Here is a 19,610-nt window from a genome sequence, read left to right as displayed (position 1 = left end):
GATGGTTATGTGATTGTTTTTCAGTTCTTTTTGCTGGGAAAGTTAAGGGAGTATGACGAGATTTTAGTCTGGATGTAACCCAAAACCGTGATCTGGGGCGCTAGGGTAGTAGCACGTGTTTCGGGGGCGGTGATCAGATCAACGCAGTCACCCGAAGAACGCTTTGACGAATGGAATTTCCAACCAGCGAGGAAAAGCACTATGAACTCCAAAGCTCGTATTGCCTGCGCCACGATTTTGTCTGCCAGTGTATTTGCTGCTCCCGTAGCTTTTGCCCAAGGTTCCTCTGATCGCGACGAATCCGGCCCATACATCAAAGGTAGCTATGGTGGATATAAATCCCATGGTGGCGACTTTGATGATTCCAACGATCTATACGGTGCTGGTCTCGGTTATCAGTTCAACCAGTTTTTTGCGCTTGAAGCGGCTTACATAGATTTTGGCAACTTCGGAAAAGACAAGGTTGAGGGCAAACTCAAAGGTGGGTCACTTGTGGCGATCGGACGCTTGCCCGTAACTGATAGCTTCGGCGTGTATGCCAAGGCTGGCGCGTTTGCGGCTGCTCTGGATCTGGATGCCTTTGACGAAGATGAAACCTACGACGACGTAAGCCCTGTTGTGGGTGCGGGTGTGGACTTCCGGATTACAGAGCACCTGACCACGTTTCTGGAGTACAACCGTTACAACGTCGACATTGATGAAAATGATTTCAATGGTCAGTTGAACAACGACGGACCGGACTTTGATACTGCTCAGGTTGGCCTCAAGTTCCAGTTCTGATCAGTCGTGGTATAGACCTGAAAAGGTGCAAAAGCTTGGCTTTTGCACCTTTTTGCTTGTTCCCTCTCCAATAGCCTGCCTGTCACTCATACAGATATACTGATACCACATGGCCCGCCGGCAAGTCGGGATGTGGCACGGTAAACAGCGAAACAGGAAAAGAGCTTATGTCTGACAACCAACCCTTCGACTGGTCATCAACCCCTGCAGCTGTGTGGCGACGCCATCGCGCAGGCTTGCGCGCAGTGCGCAGGCTGGACCCGGTTCAGTGGGGTTCTCTGACGGGCATTGACCGTCAGCAACAGGCGCTAGCTCGCAATACTGAACGCTTTCTTGCTGGAGAGCCGTCCAATAACGTGTTGCTCTGGGGCGCCCGGGGCACGGGCAAATCATCTCTGATCAAGGCGTTGTTGAACCGATATAAAGATCAAGGCCTGAGAATTATCGAAGTGGACAAGGACGATCTGGTGAACCTGCCAGAGATTGTTGATGATATCTGCGATCTTCCCTACCGCTTCATCATCTTCTGTGACGATCTGTCTTTTGATGTGGGCGAAACCGGTTACAAGGCGCTGAAGAGCGTGCTCGAAGGCTCACTGGAATTGCCGCCTGAAAACGTTCGTGTATACGCCACGTCGAATCGCCGCCATCTTATGCCGGAATTCATGTCTGATAACCTCAAAGGCCACACCCAGGATGGTGAAATTCACCCGGCTGAAGCTATAGAAGAGCAGGTGTCACTTGCTGACCGTTTCGGTTTGCAGTTGTCCTTCTACGCGTTTCCTCAAGAAGTGTATTTGCAGGCAGTGGATGCACTCTTCCCGGGTGTCACTGATCGGGAGAACCTGCACCGCGAAGCCATCCGGTTTGCAACCCAGAAAGGGGTGCGCAATGGCCGCACGGCACAGCAGTTTTACCGGCAGTTTTCCGGTGATGAGAATCTTGGGTGAAACCGCTTCGCTATTGCCGTTTTGCCATGCGCATGAAGTGATGGTGCACAAGCCGCACAACCAGATACACCAAAGCAAGGGTGGCTGGAATGGCAATACCCAGAGCCAGGGTTTTGTTGAAGATAATGCCCGCTTCGTAGATGGAATCGAGGGCCAGTTTGAGTAAGCCGATCAGGTAATAGGTGATGGCCACAACCGAAAAACCTTCAACGGTATGCTGCATCATCAGTTGAATTTGTGATCGCCTGTCCATGGAGCTCAACAGCTGCTGATTCTGGCTCTGTATGGCCAGTTCCACCCGGGTCCGCATCATGTCTGAGGTGCGATCTACCCGTTTTGACAGATCTTCCAGCCGCTCGCTTACCGCTTCGCAGGTCTTTACTGCAGGCGTCAACCGGCGGGTCAGGAACTCGCCGATGGTCAGATGCCCTGATACTTCGTCCTCTCGCAGCTCTTCCAGCCTGGTCAGCACAAGTTGATGGTAGGCTTTGGTAGCGGAAAACCGGAAGGTGGAGTGGGCTCGAAACGCTTCGATTTTGGCTGCAATGTTGGTTAGTTTGGCAAGAATGGTTTGCTCATCCAGGGTTTCGTTATCAGCCAGTGCCTGGGTGATAGTGGCCAGTTGCTGGTCCATATCATTCAGGGCTGGGGTGATTTCCCTGGCTACGGGCAATGCCAGCAGAGACATCAAGCGATAGGTTTCGATTTCCATCAGGCGCTGAACGAGCCGGCCTAGCTGGCTGTCCGACATGGTGTAATTGAGCACCATAAAGCGGCCGAAACTGTCGGAGTGCAACTGAAAGGTGCCCAGTACCCGCGCAGCCCCTTCCTGTGGGCTGCTTCCTACCAGGCGCATACCCTCAAAATGCCGGCGCATGAACGCAGGTTCGTTGCGGGCATGCTCCGTGGATGGGCTAACGTCAATATGAAACGCCGCAACTACCACGCCTTCGAGTTGCGCGAGCCAGCCATGCGGCAGTGCACTGATCCCGGTTTCCTCAAATGGCTCAACGTCAGACGGAGCCAGGTTGGTAAAAGTATAAGCAGTAAATTCCAGGTGAACTTCACGGCGAATGCGCAGATTATCAAAGGTTTGCTCGTAGCAAGTGACTTCCTCCTCTGGCCAGGGTTGCCCCAGCATCCGGTGCAGGCTCTGCAGATGTTTAAACTGGCTTTTGCGCTGCTCTGACGTGGTCAAAACTGCGATATGGCTTACCCTTGCCTGCGGCGGCAATACCTGAAATGGGCGCGAATGAAGCTCCTGATACAGGTCAGGGCGCAGGGGGTGAAAATCCAGTGCGACAGTCTTGGCGGTCACGGGTCAGTCCTTGGTTTATCCGTAAGCTTTGGGATGATAACGCGGAAGGATACGCCGTCAATGCCATTAAAGTGCTGATTTCTGGCGTCAACTCGGCCACCAAAGAAGTCGGCAATCAAGCGCACGATCAACAGCCCCTGGCCCAGGTGCCCCTCGGTTTTGCCTTCACGCTGGGACACAAACGCCTCGAAAATGTCCACGCCCGAGGTGGCTGGCAAGCTTGAACCTTCGTTAAACACTTCGATTTGAACCTGGTCAGTGTGTTGGTCCAGACGTATTTCAATTCTGCCGTTTTCGGGTGTGAAGTCGCGGGCGTTGTCGACCAGTTTGTCCAGCATCTGTACCAGCAGTTCCGGGGAGCCGACAAGGGTGATACCGGATTCCGGCCCGGTGTAGATAAGTTGATGATGTGGATCCAGCGTCTGATAGGCCGCGCTTGCCTGGCTGACCACTTCTGCCAGATCAAAGGCTTCTTTGTCGGCATGATCAAAGCTTTGTTCCAGTCTTGCGGCCTCGCTCATGCCATTGAGAATTTGCCGCAACCGCTCGGTACCTGCGGTTGCGCGCCCAATGTATTGCGAACGCTCTTCTGTAGTTTCGGCGTGAGAAAGGTTTTCCAGGGATGAGCGTACCACGGCCACCGGGGTTTTGAGTTCATGGGAAAGACGCCGCGAAAAACTCTCCAGATAACGGTTATAGCCGTGCAGTCGGTCGGCCATCTGGGCGAAATGGTTCTGCAATTGGCCCAGTTCATCCTTTGCGCCTGAGCCCGGCAGGGTACCGATAATCCGGCCATCCTGATCTATGGTGGCGCTGACCGCTCGCTGTAGGCGGGCAATGCGCCAGGACAGCCAGCTGGCATAGCCCAGCAACACCAGCGTCAGGCCAATAATAATCAGCGTGCTGCGGGCAATAACGGAGCCAAGTGTGGAGCCAGCCAGGGTTAATAGCTGGTCCAGGGATTGCTCAAGCACCAGAGTTCGGCCGCCAAAAACAGGCTTGGATGTCATCAGCCAAACCTTGTCGTCTTCATGCCGGACAAGTCCTTCTTCGGGTATGCCACTCATATCCAGCCGATTGGTGTGGATGGAGAGGCGCGCTGGTTTGGGTTGGTAAAACTGAACCAGCGCCCTTAGTGCATTGAGGCTGATGTGCTCAACAATTTGCAAAGGGCTGAGTTCGTCAAACTCTGGTGGTGCCTGGGGAGACGGTGTTGCCTGTTGCGCGATCACCCAGCCCGCCGGCTCGATCAGCCGTGCAATTTGGCCTTTGCTCATTCCGGGAATCAGTTGCCGCTCAAGCCCGGATTGGCGTTCCACCATTACTGGCAGTGGGTCTGTAGATGTGCCAGCTTGCGCTAACCCTGAACTGTCCCGCCATTGCGCTGAAAAACCGAAACGGCTGCCTTGCGGAGGTTTGGGCAGTTTCAGTTCAAGCTGCCAGCCGTTACCCATGCTGGTCCAGTGCCCGCTAACCCGGTAGTCAGGGGTGTCGCTGGCTTCTCTGTTTGCTGTATCAGTCGTTGTTGCATACACAGTGCCCGGCGGCGAGGCACGCATGAGCCATGATGTGGTTTGGGCATCGGGATTCAGTTGCTTGCTGTCTGCGGGTTCGAGCCAGAGTTTGAGCCGGTCGTGGGGCTGATCCGGTGCGCCAGGGTTGAAGAATTCGGGCTGGCGATTGCTGAGGCGTATCAGCAGGTACAGGTGGCGTTGGTCGGTTGCTGCTTGCCAATGCAGGGTGGGTTTGCCTGAACTTTGGGCGGGAGGTTCTGAATCTGAATAGGCAGAGGGTTGCCAAAGCAGGGATTGTTCACCCTCATCGTAACCGGGCCAGTCATGGCCGTAGCCGTCGAGATTGATCGGGCTGGTGAGGCTTTCCATGTAAATGGCGGGCGTTTGGGGCGCAACGACGGGAAGGCCCAGGCTGAGGTCACCGGCGGATTGGGCCAATCGATCAGCTTGGTCCTGCAGCTGCTGCAGCGCCTGTTGGCGAAGTGCCTGATCCAGCTCCAGCACGAACTGCAAGCCGGCCCAGGGAATTAGCAGCATCAGCAGGCTGGCAATAAAGAGCTGGCGTTTGAGGGTCACGGTTCAGAGCTCACGGGCATTCCAGCGATAACCCATGCCGTAGGCGGTCTGGATACTGTCAAAGGTGCTGTCGATCTGCAGGAATTTGCTGCGGATGCGTTTGATGTGGGAGGTGACGGTGTTGTCGTCCAGGTGTGTGTTGGCGGCTTCCATCAGTTGTTCACGGCTGCGCACGTGGCCGGGGTGTTGTACGAGTGAGTGCAGCATCCAGAACTCGGTCACGGTGAGGTCTATTGCGTTGTCATCCCAGGCTACGGTCATGCGATCAACGTTGAGGTCGAGGCGACCACGTTTCACGATTTCGTCCGGTTTTTGCAGGGCTTCTGCCCAGGCATCTGCCCGGCGTAGCAGTGCGGTCACTCTTGCCAGCAGGTGTTCGATGCTCATGTCTTTGGTGACGTAGTCGTCCGCACCCAGGCGCAGGCCGTGTACTGAGTCTATGTCGCTGTCGCGGGCGGTCAGGAAGATGATGGGTAGGGTCGCGGACAGCGAGCGCAGGTCCTGGCACAGGGTGAAGCCGCCTTCGGGTTCGTTGCCCAGGCCGACGTCGATGATGGCGAGGTCGGGCAGGCTTTGGCGCAGGACCTGCCATGCTGATGACCGATCACCGTAGGTGGATACGCGATAACCGCGGCGTTCGAAGGCGGCGCGGTAGTTGTCGCGGATGGCGGGTTCGTCTTCTATCAGGACGAGGTGTTTTTTCATGATTTTGGCTGTTGTTTGTGGGCGTTGGGGTCTATTTAAACACGGGAGGCGTTTAGAACAAGGGTAGCTTGCGGTGTTGCCATAATTCATCATTTTTTGTTCGTGGAATGTTTGATTCTGCCATGGGGGTACCTTTTTTGGTTGGTGGAATGGCTGTGTCTGATTTAGTCATGTAGCCAAAGGATTACTGCCATGATGTTTTCTTCTCTGTCCTCTCAGCATAGTGCTTTCCCGTTTGCCGTGAGCTCGCCCTCCCGCAAGGCGGTGCCCCCTTCCGAAACACGCTGTAGATACGTCCCTGTACGCTCGGCTCCGCCATCCATGGCTCCGCACGGTTTCGGAAGGGGGCACCGCCTCACGGGAGGGCTCAGTGTGGGCCGGAAGCGGCGGCTCGTGCGCTTTATGGAGGGGATTAGTTTGTGGATGGCTATGTTGCTGGTTTTGTTTGTGCAGCCGCTTTATGCAGAGGCCAACACCGACAATGAAGATTCCGCAGGAACCTTGCACTTTTTGGACGGTAAAGGGCAGTGGCAGGAACCCGCTTTGGTGCTGGGGAGTGACTTTGATGTTCGGGTTAGTGGGCTGATTGCAGACAGTAAGCTGGTGCGGACGTTTAAGAACACGAGTGATGACTGGCGCGAGGGGGTGTTTGTGTTTCCGCTGCCGGAAAAGGCCAGTGTTTATGGGCTGACCATGAAGGTGGGGGGGCGCACGATTGTGGGGGAGGTTCAGCCACGTGCGGAAGCGAAGAAGACCTATGAAGCGGCTCGGGATTCCGGGCGTCATGCGGCGACGGTTGAGCAGCAGCGGCCGAATCTGTTTACCACTCGGGTGGCGAATATTCCGCCGGGGGCTGAGGTGAGTGTGGAGCTCAGTTATCAGCAGTTGGTGAGCTATCGGGATGGGGTGTTTGAGTTGAGTGTGCCGACGACGCTGACGCCCCGGTATATACCGGGTGAGTCTTTGGCGGTGGCGCCGCAGCAGTGGCAGGGTGGTTGGGCTGTGCCTACTACCGAAGTGCTGGATGCGGATGCGATCAGTCCGTTTACGGTGGATGTGGACGATGTGGCAGCGGACAGTCACAGAGCTTCAGTCAAGTTCACGATTGATGCCGGGCTGCCGTTGGCGCAGGTGTTCAGTCCCAGCCATCAGGTGGCGACTCAGCAGGATGGTCAGGTGGTAACGGTTGAGCCACAGGCGGGGGACATTGTGATGAATCGGGATTTTGTGATTCGTTGGCAGCCTTTTGCGGGGCAGGAGCCGGGCGCGGCTGTGTTTCATCAGCAGTGGCAAGGGGAAGATTATTTGCTGGCGATGCTGGTGCCGGGGCGGGCGGGTAAAACCCGGTTGCCACGGGAGCTTACGTTTGTGATTGATACCTCGGGCTCCATGGCCGGGGAATCCATTCGGCAGGCGAGGGAAGCGCTGCAGCTGGGGTTGGAGACGCTGGTGCCCGGTGATCGGTTCAATGTGATTCAGTTCAACTCACAGCCCCACGCTTTGTTTATGCAGCCGGAAATGGCCACAGCCAATAATCTGGCCCGGGCGCGGCAGTATGTGAATGGGTTGAAAGCTGACGGTGGAACGGAAATGGCATCAGCGCTAACGTTGGCTTTGCAGGGGCAAGGCAAGAGTGCAGGTGAAATGCCGGAAGATGCAGCAAGAGTGCGTCAGGTGGTGTTCATGACAGACGGTGCGGTTGGCAATGAGTCGGCGCTGTTCAGCCAGATTCGTCGCCAGTTGGGTGATCACAGGCTGTTCACTGTGGCCATAGGGTCGGCGCCTAATATGCACTTTATGCGTGAGGCCGCGCGCTGGGGGCGTGGTAGTTATACCTCGGTGCAGGATCTGGCCGATATGAGTGGTCCTTTGGCCAGGTTGTTTGCAGCCATGGAAGCGCCGGTGATGACGGATATTCAGGTTACCTGGCCGGGGCAGTCTGCAGCGGTAATGGAAGACAGCTTTCCGCAGCGGCCCGGTGATTTGTTTCAAGGTGAACCCTTGTTGCAGGTTGTGCGTGGAGTAGCACCTGCCGGTAAGCTGAGAGTGTCTGGTCGGTTGCCGGGTGGTGGAAGCTGGCAGCAAAGCCTGGATTTGCAGCAGGCGGCTTCAGGTACAGGGCTGAATCGTTACTGGGCGCGGGAGAAGATCGACAGCCTTCTGGACGATGCCCGGATAGAAGGGCAGGAGCCGGATAAAGAGAGAATCACCAAGCTGGCGGTTGCCCACAACCTTATGTCGCCCTATACGAGCTTTGTAGCTGTGGATAAAACGCCGGTGCGGGCTGCTGAAAGCGCTTTGTTGAAAGACAACCTTCCCACGCTGCTACCTGCAGGGAGCCAGCCCGGCATGGCGCGCTACCCGCAAACGGCTACGTTTGCGCCTCTGATGATAGCTTTGGGATTGCTTGGATTGATGCTATCTGCAGCGATTGTGCTCCTGCAAAGGCGGGCGTACCCATGAGCCGCTCACTGCTGTTGTTGATCACAAGCTCTGCCATGTTGCTGGTATTCGGGCTTTGGGTACCTATCAAGGCTGTTGTGGCTCAGGAGCTGCTGGAAATCGCCTGGGCTGAGAGCCAGGCCAGGCAGACCGAATCCCGGCCCTGGCCCTGGGCTGATACCTGGCCGGTGGCAAAATTGTCGATGCCGGAGCTTGGTGATTCGATGATCGTTCTGGCGGGTGTTCATGGGGAAAGCCTGGCCTTTGGGCCGGGTCAAATGATGGGCGGCAACGGCACTGAGACTGCAGTTGTTATTGCCGGCCACCGGGACACTCACTTTCGCCCTCTTAAATATCTGGAGCCAGGCAATGAGCTAAGGTTGCAAGGCCGGGACGGGCGCTGGCAGGGCTACCGGGTGAGTGCAACAAGAATTGTGGATAGCCGTTCGGAATTCATCGATACTCATAAGCTGCCTGCAGGTACTCTGTTGCTGGTTACCTGCTACCCCTTCGACAGCATGGATGCAGGCGGCCCGCTCCGTTATGTGGTTGAGGCTCAAGTAGACGATACAGCTCGCCTGGCTGACAAAGAAGACGATCACAGCAGCGTTCTTTATAGTCAGGCCATATTGGACGAAATTGACACTGTTGCAGGCCTATAAACTTGGCGTACACTTGTGCGCCAAAATCCTGATGCAGAGTTTGTCGTATGGGCTTTATCAGAAGTGTTTTGGCTTGGCTGAGTGTTCCTGTGCTTTGCATACTCGCCCTGCCATTCTTTATTGTCAGGCCGTTTAATCCGGATAATAACCGGCTGTTGGCCATTGCATTGGCGCGAACCGGTCGCGCAATACTCGGCATGGAGCGGCCGGTGGAAGGTGTGGAAAACATGCCCCAGGATCGCCCTGTGGTAGCAATTTGCAATCACCAATACAACGATGATCTTTTTGTGGTGGGGGATCTGGTCGCGCCTCGCACCGTCACGGTGGGCAAGTCATCACTGGTCTGGGTTCCGTTTTTTGGCTGGGCATTCTGGCTGGGGGGTAATGTGATTTTGAACCGTGCCCGCTCCCGCAAAGCTGTTGCAGTCATGCAAGCTACCAGTGAGGCGATCACCCGCGAAAATAAAAGCCTGTGGGTTTTCGTGGAAGGTACCCGCAGTAAGGGCCGAGGGCTGCAGAAGTTCAAAAAAGGTGCTTTTTACGCAGCGGTGACGGCCGGGGCGCCAATTGTTATGGTATGCGCAGCTGAATATCGCAATAAAACGTTTGGTTGGCAGGGTAGGCGCGAGGCTGTGCCTATGCGGATTCTGCCTCCGATAGAAACCATAGGGCTTACCACTGAGGATGTTCCAGCGCTGATTGCGCGCTGCCATAAGGCGATGGCCGAGGAAATTGCTGAGTTAAGCCGAGCCTGAAGATTCTACTCGAGTGTGAAGTCTCTGGTAGGTGCCGTTTTTCTGCTGGCTATTGTCAGCCAAATAAGGAAGAGCTGAATATGTTGATGCCTGTTACCGGCGTGTTTGCGGCCGTACTCGGTATATTGATGCTGGTGCTTTCAGCCTACGTTGTTAAGTTCCGAATGAAGTACAACAAGGGTATGGGTGTTACCGACAACCCTGATTTTCAGGCTGCGGTTCGCGCCCACGGTAATCTTGTGGAATACGCGCCCATTGTTCTTATCATGCTGGGAATTGCGGAGCTTAATGGTGTGGCAACCGGATATGTTTACTGGACTGGCATGGCCTTCGTTACGGGTCGCCTCCTGCATGCCTGGGGCATGATTAATGGCCATGGTGAGGAGCATAAAGCGCGGGCTCTGGGTATGGTGCTGACCTGGTTGGGAATGCTGGCAGCGGCAATTTTGCTGCTGTGGAATGTGTGGCAAGTGCACGGCTGATTGTTGCAGTTAAAACCGCCGGGGCCGCACACGTCGGCCCCGGGACGTCCTCTTTAAAGTGCTTTTGCCATATCGCTGGACAGGTATTCAATTTCAACCCTGCGGTTGGCAGCCCTGTCATCAGGTGTTGTGAAAGGGCGGGCTGAGCCCCAGCTCGCAACAAGAATCTGCGATTCGGAAACACCTTCCTTGATCAAAAGCCGGGCAACGGCCTTGGTCCGTTGGCAGGACAGAAAATAGTTATAGTCTTCGGCGCCATAATTATCAGAGTGGCCATGAATCCTGACGCTGGCAGATGAATGTTGCCTGAGATAAGCCGCGTGTTGGCGAACAATCGCCACGTCTGAGTCGTCCAGTGCGTGCTTGTTGAAGCCGTAGTGAAACCTCATCCGGTGCGGGCGTTTGCCTTCGGCCATGAGGGTAGCTGCATTAAAGCCGGAAGCCACGGCAGCTTTGGCAATCAACTCCGGGTTGTCCAATACGAGTACAGTCATCTGCAGTATCCTTGATTCAGACCTCTGGTTTTTCTTGTTATTCCCGCTCACTATTACCCGAGACAGAAATAACGGTAATTAGCGGATGGTGTAGTGTCCCATCCCACTGAAAATCATTTAAGCGCGGAAACAAGACACTGGTATGATAGAAAACGGTTTTTCAGGGACAGATTATGATGAATTGTGACCGCCCATGCTGATTATTCCTGCTGAGAACGCCATTAACTGGAAGCGCCCGCCCTGGGTTACCCTCGGGTTGATGCTCGCCTGTATGCTGGTTTTCCTGTTTTATCAGGGAGGAGACAGCCGCAAGCTTGAGCAGGCAGTGAGTGAGTATCTCGATTCCGGGCTGCACCAGTTGGAAGCACCGGCTTATGAGGACTACCTGCAACGGGAAATCCACTTTGAAGGCGAAGAAGATCGCGTTTTTGAACTGCAGCAGTTCCAGAAGCTGAGAGAAGAAGGTGAAGACTTCTGGCTTTCTGCCAGCCTGCTTATGGATAGCGAATTCTACCAATACCTGCTGTCGAATCGCGATCTGATCTGGACCCCTGCAGAGCGCACGCGCTGGCTGGAAAAGCGCAGGTTCATTGAAGAAACCTATATTCAGCGCCTGAGCGCTCAGCAGCTGGGCCTGACTCCTGCTAAGTTGTCGTTATACACGTTGATTACCTACCAGTTCCTGCACGGTGGCTGGGGGCATATAATCGGCAACCTGCTCTTCCTGTTCCTGCTCGGATTTACCGTAGAAAAGGCCCTTGGCCCTGGCCGCTACCTGTTAGCCTATCTGGCATGTGGCGCATTATCGGGCCTTGTTTTCACCGCCTTCTCGATGGGAAGTTTCATTCCATTGGTGGGAGCCTCTGGTTCCATTTCCGGGCTGATGGGAATGTACGTGGCCATTTATGGCCTGCAGAAAATTCGTTTTTTCTATTTCCTAGGTGTGTACTTCAACTACTTCCGCGCACCTGCCATAGCCATACTGCCGGTGTGGCTGGGCAAGGAAATCTACGACTACTGGTTTGCCGGCGCAACTGGCATTGCCTACATGGCCCACGCTGGCGGATTGCTTGCAGGTGCAGGCCTGGTATGGCTGCTGGGCAAAAGCTGGCTGCAGGTGCGCGAGGAGTTTTTTGAGCCGGAAGAAGATGAGCAGGACGAGCGCTTTACCACCGGTTATGCCCAGGCCATGGCCAGCTTGGGCCGCATGGACTTCGACCTCGCTCGACGCCAGTTTGAGGCCCTGCGCGAGGCCTATCCGGACAGGCCCATCTTGCTGGGGCACCTGTACCACCTCGCCAAACTGCGCCCGGATTTACCCGAATACCAGTCCCGTACCCGCGAACTGATGAACGACTCCCTGAGCCGCAGGCAGCCGGAGCATATGATAGCTGTTTGGCAGGAGTACCTGAGTAAAGGCGAAAGCCATAATCCCCTTGCGGCGGAAGATCATAACCGGGTGTTATTCGCCAGCCTCAAACAGCACGATCTGAAAGCCGCAGAGAAAGCCTTTGAGCGGCTGCGTGGAGCGGATGATCCATTATTGACAACTGAGGCATGCAGATTGCTCGCCGAAGAGTTTGAAAAGCTCCAAATGGCTCCTAAGGCTCGACATTACCGTCAGCTGCTAGAGGCGAGCTGACATAGTTAGGGGCCTGTAAGCGTGGGGGCTATTCCAAAACCGTGCGGAGCCATGGATGGCGGAGCCGAGCGTACACGGATGTATTCACAGCGTGTTTTGGAATAGCCCCCACGCTTACAGGTTTTACTCCGAAACCAGAAAGCTCGCCTTGGGCCCTTTAAGAAGTTCCCGCTTCTCAGCCTGCTCCAGAAATACCGGCACCTGTTCATGCAGCGGGTGATTCACGCAACGCTTCTGGATAAACGTCAAAAACGCCGTCGCCTTCTCCCACTGATTCAAACCGTTTGCCAGGGTTTGGGCAACCAGCAAATAGGCCGGAGCCAACTCGTCGCTTTCCGGAAAACGCTTGTGGAAGTCCTGCAGCAGCCTCAGAGCCAGCTTGTATTGCCCCCGCTGATACAGACAGCGCGCGCAGCGTACGGCCAGTTCCGGCTCATCCAGTTTGAAACCAGGCTCAGCCTCCTCAAGCAGGCTCACAACAGACGCAATACCTTCACCGTCGTTGCGGTCTGCCAGCCAGCCAAGAATCCGTGGGTGGTATTGGTAGAGCTCAGTGGCATCGTTTCGGGCAACCAATAGTTGGTATAGCTGGCCAATACGCAGAGGGTCCTCACGGTTACGCTTCAGTGCTTCCTTCAGCATGCCCTGCACCCGGTCGTAGTTGCCGTCCTTCAGGTTCATATCGATATCCGCATCAAAGCGCGCACCACGATCCCGCTGGTGCATATCCACATCGGCGGAATCATCCTGAATATCTGAGGCGAAACCCAGCTCTTCCTGGTACTGGAATAACAGGTAGCCAAGCATATTGAACAGAATCAGCGTGAAGGTACTGTTCAGAAAGCCGGATAACGGCTGTGAAAACCAGAAAGGAAAATGGTTGTAGGCAAAATCCTGAGCCACACCCGAGGCCAGGGTAAGCAGAATCAGGTACCCGTAGAGCAGGAAGTAGGGGGTGCCGATACGGGAAATCAGCACCGCCAGATTCATTGGGTTTACCGCCGCGCCCACAGAGCGCTCCATAGCCAGCACCATAATGCTCGCAGGCAGCGCCAGCACTACGAAAGCCAGTGCAAGCAACATCAGCAAGGGCCCGCCCACCATGGCGGCGGCGCCAACCAGCCCGCCCATAACAATGAAAACCAGCAGTTGGAGAATAACAATGTTGAACCCACTGCCGGTAAAGGCCACAGACACACTGGGCGGTTTCAGATGGCCCTCGGCAGTGTGATTGATCACTGCATAGGTGTACTTGAACAGGGCCAGGGCCAGGATCAGCCAGACCAGGATGCCGATCAGGTTGGCGGGAGCAACAAGGGGCACCAGAGTGCAGATGGCAATAACCATCAGCGGGTCTGTGTGAAACGGATAACTGAAAAAAGATCCAATCCGGTTCCAGAAGGGTATTACTTCCGTCGCTGCGCCCATATAGCGCATGGCTTTACTGCACGAAGGGCAAAGTGCCCGGCGTTGGCGCGTATCGGCATCGGGCATGCAGCGGCTGCAGTAATGCGTCTGACATTCGCCGCAGTGCCATTTGGCAGGGTCGCCTGGGTGGTAGTGACAATCGTGTTTCATGGTCTTGAGACGTCCTGCCGGGATAGAAATATTTTTTTATGATCGCAAAAATAGGGCATAAAGAATATGCCAGCGCCGCCGTAAAATGCGTATCTGAGCGCTTTTGCCGCAAATAAGATTCAACCACGTACTAATGGCAGCACATTTATTTTGAAGCCCGCCCCGATTATTTTGTTAGTGACAGCGTTTTTGCTGGGTGCAGCCTTGCCCTATGGGCAGAGCCTCTTGAATGGGTTAGGTGCGGGCTCCGGATTCTACGGCTACAAAACGGATGTACCTGTTCCTGCGTTGCCGGGTGCAGAGGTGCCTGATGCCGGAATTAATGTGGTTTTCTTTGGTTACCGGAGCTGTGGCACGGTTTGCCCACTGCAGTTATTTAACCTGAAGGCGCTGCACGGGCATTGGTCTGAGCATCCTGTGCAATTTGTGTTTGTCACTCTGGACCCCGAAAACGACAGCCAGCCGGAACTGAATCGGATGATGGCAGCGCTGGGTGAGAACTTCCGGGCAGTGCGGCCCGAGGATTTCCGGCAGGCCCAGGCACTTGCCGATGCATATGGCGATTTTGCCGCCAGACAGGGTGGTGGCAAGGAAATTAACCATGGTGCCCGTCTGTATGTGGTGACAGCAGATAACCGGCGGCAACTCCTGTATGCCACACCTGAGCTGGATATACAGCGGGTTAATGATGATATCGCCCGGCTTGTGGGCATAGAGCAAAGCTGAGCCGCCTGAGCGGTTTTGAAATGGGTTTGAGCAGGCCTGCGCCAGGCTGGAACAGATACGAGGTTTAAGCATGAATTCAACGAATGGCATCCATGGCCTGCAAAACCAGGAACGGTTGCGGGTAGACAACCGTCTGTTTGGGCTATTGCTGGCCCATGTGCCGGTAGTAGGCTTACTTGTGCCCTGGGGTTATGGAACCTACAGCTTTGCGATAACAGCCTCTTTGGCAATTGGTGCATTGACCATTGCCGGTTACAGCTTTCTGAAGGGAACCCGTGCCTGTGGTGTGCTTTTTAGCATGTGCCTGATGCTGTTCTCTGCCACCATGATTCAGGCCCAGCTCGGGCGCATTGAAATGCATTTCCATATCTTTGCTGCGCTGGCGCTAACGATTGCCTACCGCGACTGGCTGCCAGTGGTTTCTGCTGCCGGGTTGATTGCTGTGCACCATCTGGTGCTCACAGCGTTGCAGCTATCAGAGGCCAGTCTTGGTGGTATGCCAGTGATGCTGTTCAACTACGGCTGTAGCTGGTCTATTACTGCAGTTCATGCTGTTTTCGTGGTTTTTGAGGCAGGTGTGCTGTCGTTTTTTGCGGTCAAGATGGCGGCTGAGCAAAAGCGCTCATGGGAAATGATCGCATTGGTCAATGCGTTTGACGATAAGCACGATTTGCGAGGCCGGTTGGAGAACACAAGCGGTGATCTTGCTGCCATCTCCTTTAATACCATGATGACGAGGTTCGCAGAGCTGATTGAGTCTGTTCGCACGCTCTCGGGCCAGTTGCATACCAGTGCCTCAGATCTTACGGCGGCAGGTGATTCTACTAACCGCATTATGGAAGCCCAGCAGGCGCAGACGGATCAGGCCGCCGCTGCTACCAACGAAATGACCGCGACGATTCAGGATGTGGCTCGCAATGCACAGTCTGCAGCTGAATCGGCTACACGCTCAGCGGATGCGTCTGCCGAGGGCGCACGTCATATAAAAAGTGCCGTTACCATGACAGAAGCGACTAACACGGCGCTGATAGATTCGGCTCGCATGGTTACTGAACTGGTGGAGAAAGTGCAGTCCATTGGAGCATTCATTGCTTCAATCAACGATATTTCAGATCAAACCAACCTGCTTGCCCTGAATGCTGCCATTGAAGCGGCACGCGCCGGCGAGCATGGCCGAGGCTTTGCCGTAGTGGCAGATGAGGTGAGGACTCTTTCTCGCCGTACCCAGGACTTCACTACAGAAATCCGCGCCACGATGGATGGCTTGGCACAGGTCTCTGAAGCTACTCTGGCTGCCATAGAAATGGGCCAGACTCGCTCGAAGGAAACCCTGGGTGCAATGACGAAGACGGGCCAGGCGATTGCGGATATTGAAGCGGCGATTGCCGAAGTGAATGGCATGAACCTGCAAATAGCTTCAGCTACCGAGCAGCAAGCCGTGGCTTCCGGGCAGATAAACCAGAGTGTCCAACACGTTGCTGAGCAGAGCCAGGATGTTGTGCAGGAGGCGGTAAAGTCTCAGGCTATGGCGGCAGAAATCGGGCGCATGATCGCAGAAGTGGACACATTGATTGCCGATTACAAAACACGCTAAACCCGTGGCTCAGGTGCTTTTGTGGTTTAAGGCCACTTCCCGGGCCATGTCGAGCAGGCTTGAGCCGTCATCACCAATTATTTCGGCGCCGATTGCAGCGTGTGTCTGCATTACGGCCCACTCGTCAGCGTCCAGCTTTCCTGGTTTCTGAAGAATGGCATCGGGTATACCGATTTTGCCCACATCATGCATGGGGGCGGCGTTTAACAAGGTATCAGACCAGATTTCACCAAAACCTGCTTCCAGAGCAATGAGCCTGGAGAAGTGGCTCATGCGGATGACGTGCATCCCCGTCTCGTTGTATTTGTATTCGGCAGCCCGCCCCAGACACTGAACCACTGACAGTCGGGCTTTCACCAGTTCGTCCATTCGCACCGTGTTTTTTGCAAATTTTCCAGGCGCGCGGCTTTCTCCTGAATACTGAACATTCATGGGATTGGCCTTGAACTATAATTATTCGATGCAATAGTTGTATATGACTTCACATTCCCTGACTTTTGCGCCAGCCTGCTTGTCTGATGTCGCAGTGTAGCTTGTAAAAGTGCTCGGATCATGACGAATAACGGAGGCACAAGTATGTCGAATAACAGCCTTGGAAAAGATAGCCTGAACACACTCAGTAGCTTGAGTGCAGGCGGTAAAACGTTTCACTACTACAGTCTGCCCAAAGCGGCAGAATCCCTCGGTGATATAAACCGACTCCCCTTTTCATTGAAAGTGCTCCTTGAAAACCTTCTGCGCAACGAGGATGGCGTAACCGTGGATCAAAGCCACGTTGATGCCATGGTGCAGTGGCTGAAAGACAAACGCTCAGACACCGAAATCCAGTTCCGCCCCGCACGCGTTTTGATGCAAGATTTTACCGGCGTGCCTGGCGTAGTGGATTTGGCCGCCATGCGTGAAGCTGTTAAAAAAGCCGGTGGAGATCCTGCCCTTATTAACCCTCTCTCGCCTGTGGACCTGGTAATCGACCACTCGGTGATGGTTGATGAATTCGGTACGGCGTCTGCCTTTGGGCGGAACGTAGCCATCGAGATGGAGCGTAACCAGGAGCGTTACGAGTTTCTGCGTTGGGGCCAGCAAGCCTTTGATAACTTCCGCGTGGTTCCGCCGGGAACCGGCATCTGTCACCAGGTAAACCTCGAGTATCTGGGTAAAACCGTGTGGCACAAAGAGCAGGGCGATAAAACCATCGCCTATCCCGATACGCTGGTGGGTACAGATTCCCATACCACCATGATTAACGGCCTGGGCATTCTTGGCTGGGGTGTTGGTGGCATTGAAGCAGAGGCGGCCATGCTCGGGCAGCCAGTATCCATGCTGATACCGGAAGTAGTGGGTTTCAAGATTTCCGGTAAATTACGCGAAGGCATTACCGCTACGGATCTGGTTCTTACCGTTACTGAAATGCTGCGCAAGAAGGGCGTGGTTGGCAAGTTCGTAGAATTTTATGGTGACGGCCTTAAAGACATGCCAGTGGCAGATCGCGCCACAATTGCCAACATGTCTCCGGAATATGGTGCCACCTGTGGCTTCTTCCCGGTGGATGAGCAAACACTCAAGTATATGCGTTTGACTGGTCGTGACGATCAGCAAATAGAACTGGTTGAGGCATACGCGAAAGCTCAGGGGTTGTGGCGTGAGCCTGGCCATGAGCCTGTGTATACGGCTACGCTGGAACTCGACATGGGTGATGTTGAAGCCAGTATGGCTGGACCTAAACGGCCCCAGGATCGAGTGGCGCTGAAAAACATGAAGGCGGCCTTCGAACTGCTGATGGAAACTGCCGAAGGTAGCCCGGATGCGACCATTGCCCCGGACAAGCGTGAAAGCCAACTGAAGTCAGAAGGCGGCCAAACCGCTGTGGGCGTTGATGACAGTTATCATCATCCTTGCAGCAGGGAGTTGACCCTGGATGGCAGGGATACCCGCCTGGATCCGGGCGCGGTTGTGATTGCTGCCATCACCTCCTGTACCAACACGTCTAATCCCAGCGTGATGATGGCGGCAGGTTTGGTTGCCCGTAAAGCTGTAGCCAAGGGCTTGACAACCAAGCCCTGGGTAAAAACCTCGTTGGCACCCGGTTCTAAAGTGGTCACCGAGTACCTTGAGGCGGGCGGCTTCCAGGACGATTTGAACAAGCTGGGCTTTGATCTGGTGGGCTACGGCTGTACCACCTGTATCGGTAACTCCGGCCCGCTGCCAGATGCGGTCGAAAAAGCCATCACTGATGGTGATATAACCGTGGCATCTGTGCTGTCTGGTAACCGTAACTTTGAAGGCCGTATACACCCGCTGGTGAAAACCAACTGGTTGGCGTCACCGCCGCTTGTTGTTGCCTATGCATTGGCCGGGAACGTAAGGCTTAACCTTGCGGAAGATCCGCTGGGCAACGATCAGGACGGCAATCCGGTGTACCTGAAAGACCTGTGGCCTAGCCAGCAGGAAGTGGCTGAGGCTGTGGAAAAGGTCAAAACTGACATGTTCCGCACTGAATACGCCGCGGTATTTGATGGCGATGCCACCTGGCAGGCCATCGAAGTGCCCGCAACCAAAGTATATAAGTGGTCAGAAGACTCCACTTACATCCAGCACCCACCCTTCTTTGAGGGTATGGGCCCTGAGCCGGATCCGGTTGAGGATATTGTGGACGCGAATATTCTGGCCTTGCTGGGAGACTCTGTGACGACTGACCACATTTCCCCTGCCGGTTCCTTCAGCGCCGACAGCCCTGCTGGCAAGTACTTGCTGGCGCACGGAGTTGAACCCCAAAACTTCAACTCCTATGGCTCTCGCCGGGGTAACCATGAGGTGATGATGCGCGGTACGTTTGCCAACGTGCGTATCCGTAATGAGATGCTGGATGGCGTTGAGGGTGGCTTCACCAAGTTTGTGCCCACTGGGGAGCAAATGGCAGTGTATGACGCGGCAATGAAGTACCAGGAACAGGGCACACCACTAGTGGTGATTGCCGGTAAGGAATACGGCACAGGCTCAAGTCGTGACTGGGCAGCCAAAGGCACTCGTTTGCTGGGGGTCCGTGCGGTGGTGGCTGAGTCCTATGAGAGGATACACCGCTCCAACCTGATCGGCATGGGCGTTATGCCTCTGCAGTTCCCGGAAGGTGCGGATCGTAAGAGTCTCAAACTGACCGGGGAAGAAACCATCAGCATCAGTGGTTTGTCTGGTGATATAACACCGGGCCAAACCCTGACCATGACGGTCACCTACAAGGACGGTTCTACCGCGACCTGCGATCTGAAGTCGCGGATTGATACCGCCAACGAGGCTGTGTACTTCCACCACGGCGGCATCCTGCACTATGTGGTGCGTGAGATGCTCAAGTCTGCCTGAACCAACTGATTTTCTGGTTCACGCCAATAACCGGCAGC

16 protein-coding genes are annotated in these 19,610 nt (G+C 54.9%); 10 read left to right on the top strand and 6 right to left on the bottom strand.

All coding sequences use genetic code 11. From position 1 onward, the window contains the following. Positions 1–201 precede the first annotated feature (201 nt). Positions 202–780 (top strand): outer membrane beta-barrel protein, encoded by a 579-nt coding sequence (locus FFI61_RS07855; protein ID WP_200369845.1) that lies wholly within the window; start codon positions 202–204, stop codon positions 778–780. Positions 781–947: 167 nt separating this feature from the next. Continuing rightward, positions 948–1,730: an ATP-binding protein gene (locus FFI61_RS07850; protein ID WP_200202347.1), complete on the top strand. Its 783-nt coding sequence runs from the start codon at positions 948–950 to the stop codon at positions 1,728–1,730. A 10-nt stretch (positions 1,731–1,740) separates the two neighbouring features. On the opposite strand, the gene FFI61_RS07845 is transcribed toward FFI61_RS07850, so the two are convergent. From FFI61_RS07845 to pdsR, 3 genes are read right to left on the bottom strand one after another with little or no spacing between them, the layout of a single operon-like run. Continuing rightward, positions 1,741–3,048 (bottom strand): DUF3422 family protein, encoded by a 1,308-nt coding sequence (locus FFI61_RS07845; RefSeq protein WP_200202346.1) that lies wholly within the window; start codon positions 3,046–3,048, stop codon positions 1,741–1,743. Continuing rightward, positions 3,045–5,138 carry an ATP-binding protein gene (locus FFI61_RS17930; RefSeq protein ID WP_200369844.1) on the bottom strand — a complete coding sequence of 698 codons (2,094 nt, stop codon included), beginning with the start codon at positions 5,136–5,138 and terminating at the stop codon, positions 3,045–3,047. Before FFI61_RS17930 ends, FFI61_RS07845 begins: the two co-directional genes overlap by 4 nt. A gap of 3 nt (positions 5,139–5,141) precedes the next feature. After that, on the bottom strand, positions 5,142–5,843 hold the full coding sequence (gene pdsR, locus FFI61_RS07835) for a proteobacterial dedicated sortase system response regulator (RefSeq protein ID WP_200202344.1): 702 nt from the start codon (positions 5,841–5,843) through the stop codon (positions 5,142–5,144). 372 nt (positions 5,844–6,215) lie between these two features. Between pdsR and FFI61_RS07830 the strand changes: the two genes are divergently transcribed. The 4 genes from FFI61_RS07830 (at position 6,216) to FFI61_RS07815 (ending at position 10,184) form a co-directional block, all read left to right on the top strand. Beyond that, a complete protein-coding gene (locus tag FFI61_RS07830) occupies positions 6,216–8,306 on the top strand; it encodes a marine proteobacterial sortase target protein (RefSeq protein WP_320159564.1) in 2,091 nt (696 codons plus the stop codon). Beyond that, complete coding sequence (locus tag FFI61_RS07825) at positions 8,303–8,947, top strand: class GN sortase (protein WP_200369842.1); 645 nt, start codon at positions 8,303–8,305, stop codon at positions 8,945–8,947. Before FFI61_RS07830 ends, FFI61_RS07825 begins: the two co-directional genes overlap by 4 nt. A 47-nt stretch (positions 8,948–8,994) precedes the next feature. Further along, on the top strand, positions 8,995–9,702 hold the full coding sequence (locus FFI61_RS07820; RefSeq protein WP_200202341.1) for a lysophospholipid acyltransferase family protein: 708 nt from the start codon (positions 8,995–8,997) through the stop codon (positions 9,700–9,702). 80 nt (positions 9,703–9,782) lie between these two features. Beyond that, complete coding sequence (locus FFI61_RS07815) at positions 9,783–10,184, top strand: MAPEG family protein (protein ID WP_200202340.1); 402 nt, start codon at positions 9,783–9,785, stop codon at positions 10,182–10,184. Between the two features lie 53 nt (positions 10,185–10,237). On the opposite strand, the gene FFI61_RS07810 is transcribed toward FFI61_RS07815, so the two are convergent. Further along, complete coding sequence (locus tag FFI61_RS07810; RefSeq protein ID WP_200369841.1) at positions 10,238–10,678, bottom strand: OmpA family protein; 441 nt, start codon at positions 10,676–10,678, stop codon at positions 10,238–10,240. 193 nt (positions 10,679–10,871) lie between these two features. On the opposite strand from FFI61_RS07810, the gene FFI61_RS07805 reads away from it, so the two are divergent. After that, positions 10,872–12,320, top strand: a complete 1,449-nt coding sequence (locus tag FFI61_RS07805; protein WP_200369840.1) for a rhomboid family intramembrane serine protease — start codon at positions 10,872–10,874, stop codon at positions 12,318–12,320. 123 nt (positions 12,321–12,443) lie between these two features. Here the strand turns inward: FFI61_RS07805 and FFI61_RS07800 are convergent, their stop codons facing one another. Further along, positions 12,444–13,898, bottom strand: a complete 1,455-nt coding sequence (locus FFI61_RS07800) for a hypothetical protein (protein WP_200369839.1) — start codon at positions 13,896–13,898, stop codon at positions 12,444–12,446. A 177-nt stretch (positions 13,899–14,075) separates the two neighbouring features. Here FFI61_RS07800 and FFI61_RS07795 point away from each other — a divergent pair, with 177 nt between their 5' ends. Both FFI61_RS07795 and FFI61_RS07790 read left to right on the top strand, forming a co-directional pair. After that, a complete protein-coding gene (locus tag FFI61_RS07795; protein WP_310966455.1) occupies positions 14,076–14,624 on the top strand; it encodes an SCO family protein in 549 nt (182 codons plus the stop codon). A 70-nt stretch (positions 14,625–14,694) separates the two neighbouring features. Beyond that, positions 14,695–16,218 (top strand): methyl-accepting chemotaxis protein, encoded by a 1,524-nt coding sequence (locus tag FFI61_RS07790; RefSeq protein ID WP_200369838.1) that lies wholly within the window; start codon positions 14,695–14,697, stop codon positions 16,216–16,218. Positions 16,219–16,227: 9 nt separating this feature from the next. On the opposite strand, the gene FFI61_RS07785 is transcribed toward FFI61_RS07790, so the two are convergent. Next, the gene (locus FFI61_RS07785; RefSeq protein WP_227714726.1) at positions 16,228–16,650 is read right to left on the bottom strand and encodes an HD-GYP domain-containing protein; all 423 of its coding nucleotides are present in this window, start codon (positions 16,648–16,650) and stop codon (positions 16,228–16,230) included. 144 nt (positions 16,651–16,794) lie between these two features. On the opposite strand from FFI61_RS07785, the gene acnA reads away from it, so the two are divergent. Beyond that, positions 16,795–19,572 (top strand): aconitate hydratase AcnA, encoded by a 2,778-nt coding sequence (acnA, locus tag FFI61_RS07780; RefSeq protein ID WP_200369837.1) that lies wholly within the window; start codon positions 16,795–16,797, stop codon positions 19,570–19,572. The last annotated feature ends 38 nt before the right edge of the window (positions 19,573–19,610 follow it).

The sequence above is a fragment of the Marinobacter sp. DY40_1A1 genome, from assembly GCF_016597815.1.
GTDB classification, from domain to species: domain Bacteria; phylum Pseudomonadota; class Gammaproteobacteria; order Pseudomonadales; family Oleiphilaceae; genus Marinobacter; species Marinobacter xiaoshiensis.
This window is presented reverse-complemented; position numbering and strand designations above follow the sequence as displayed.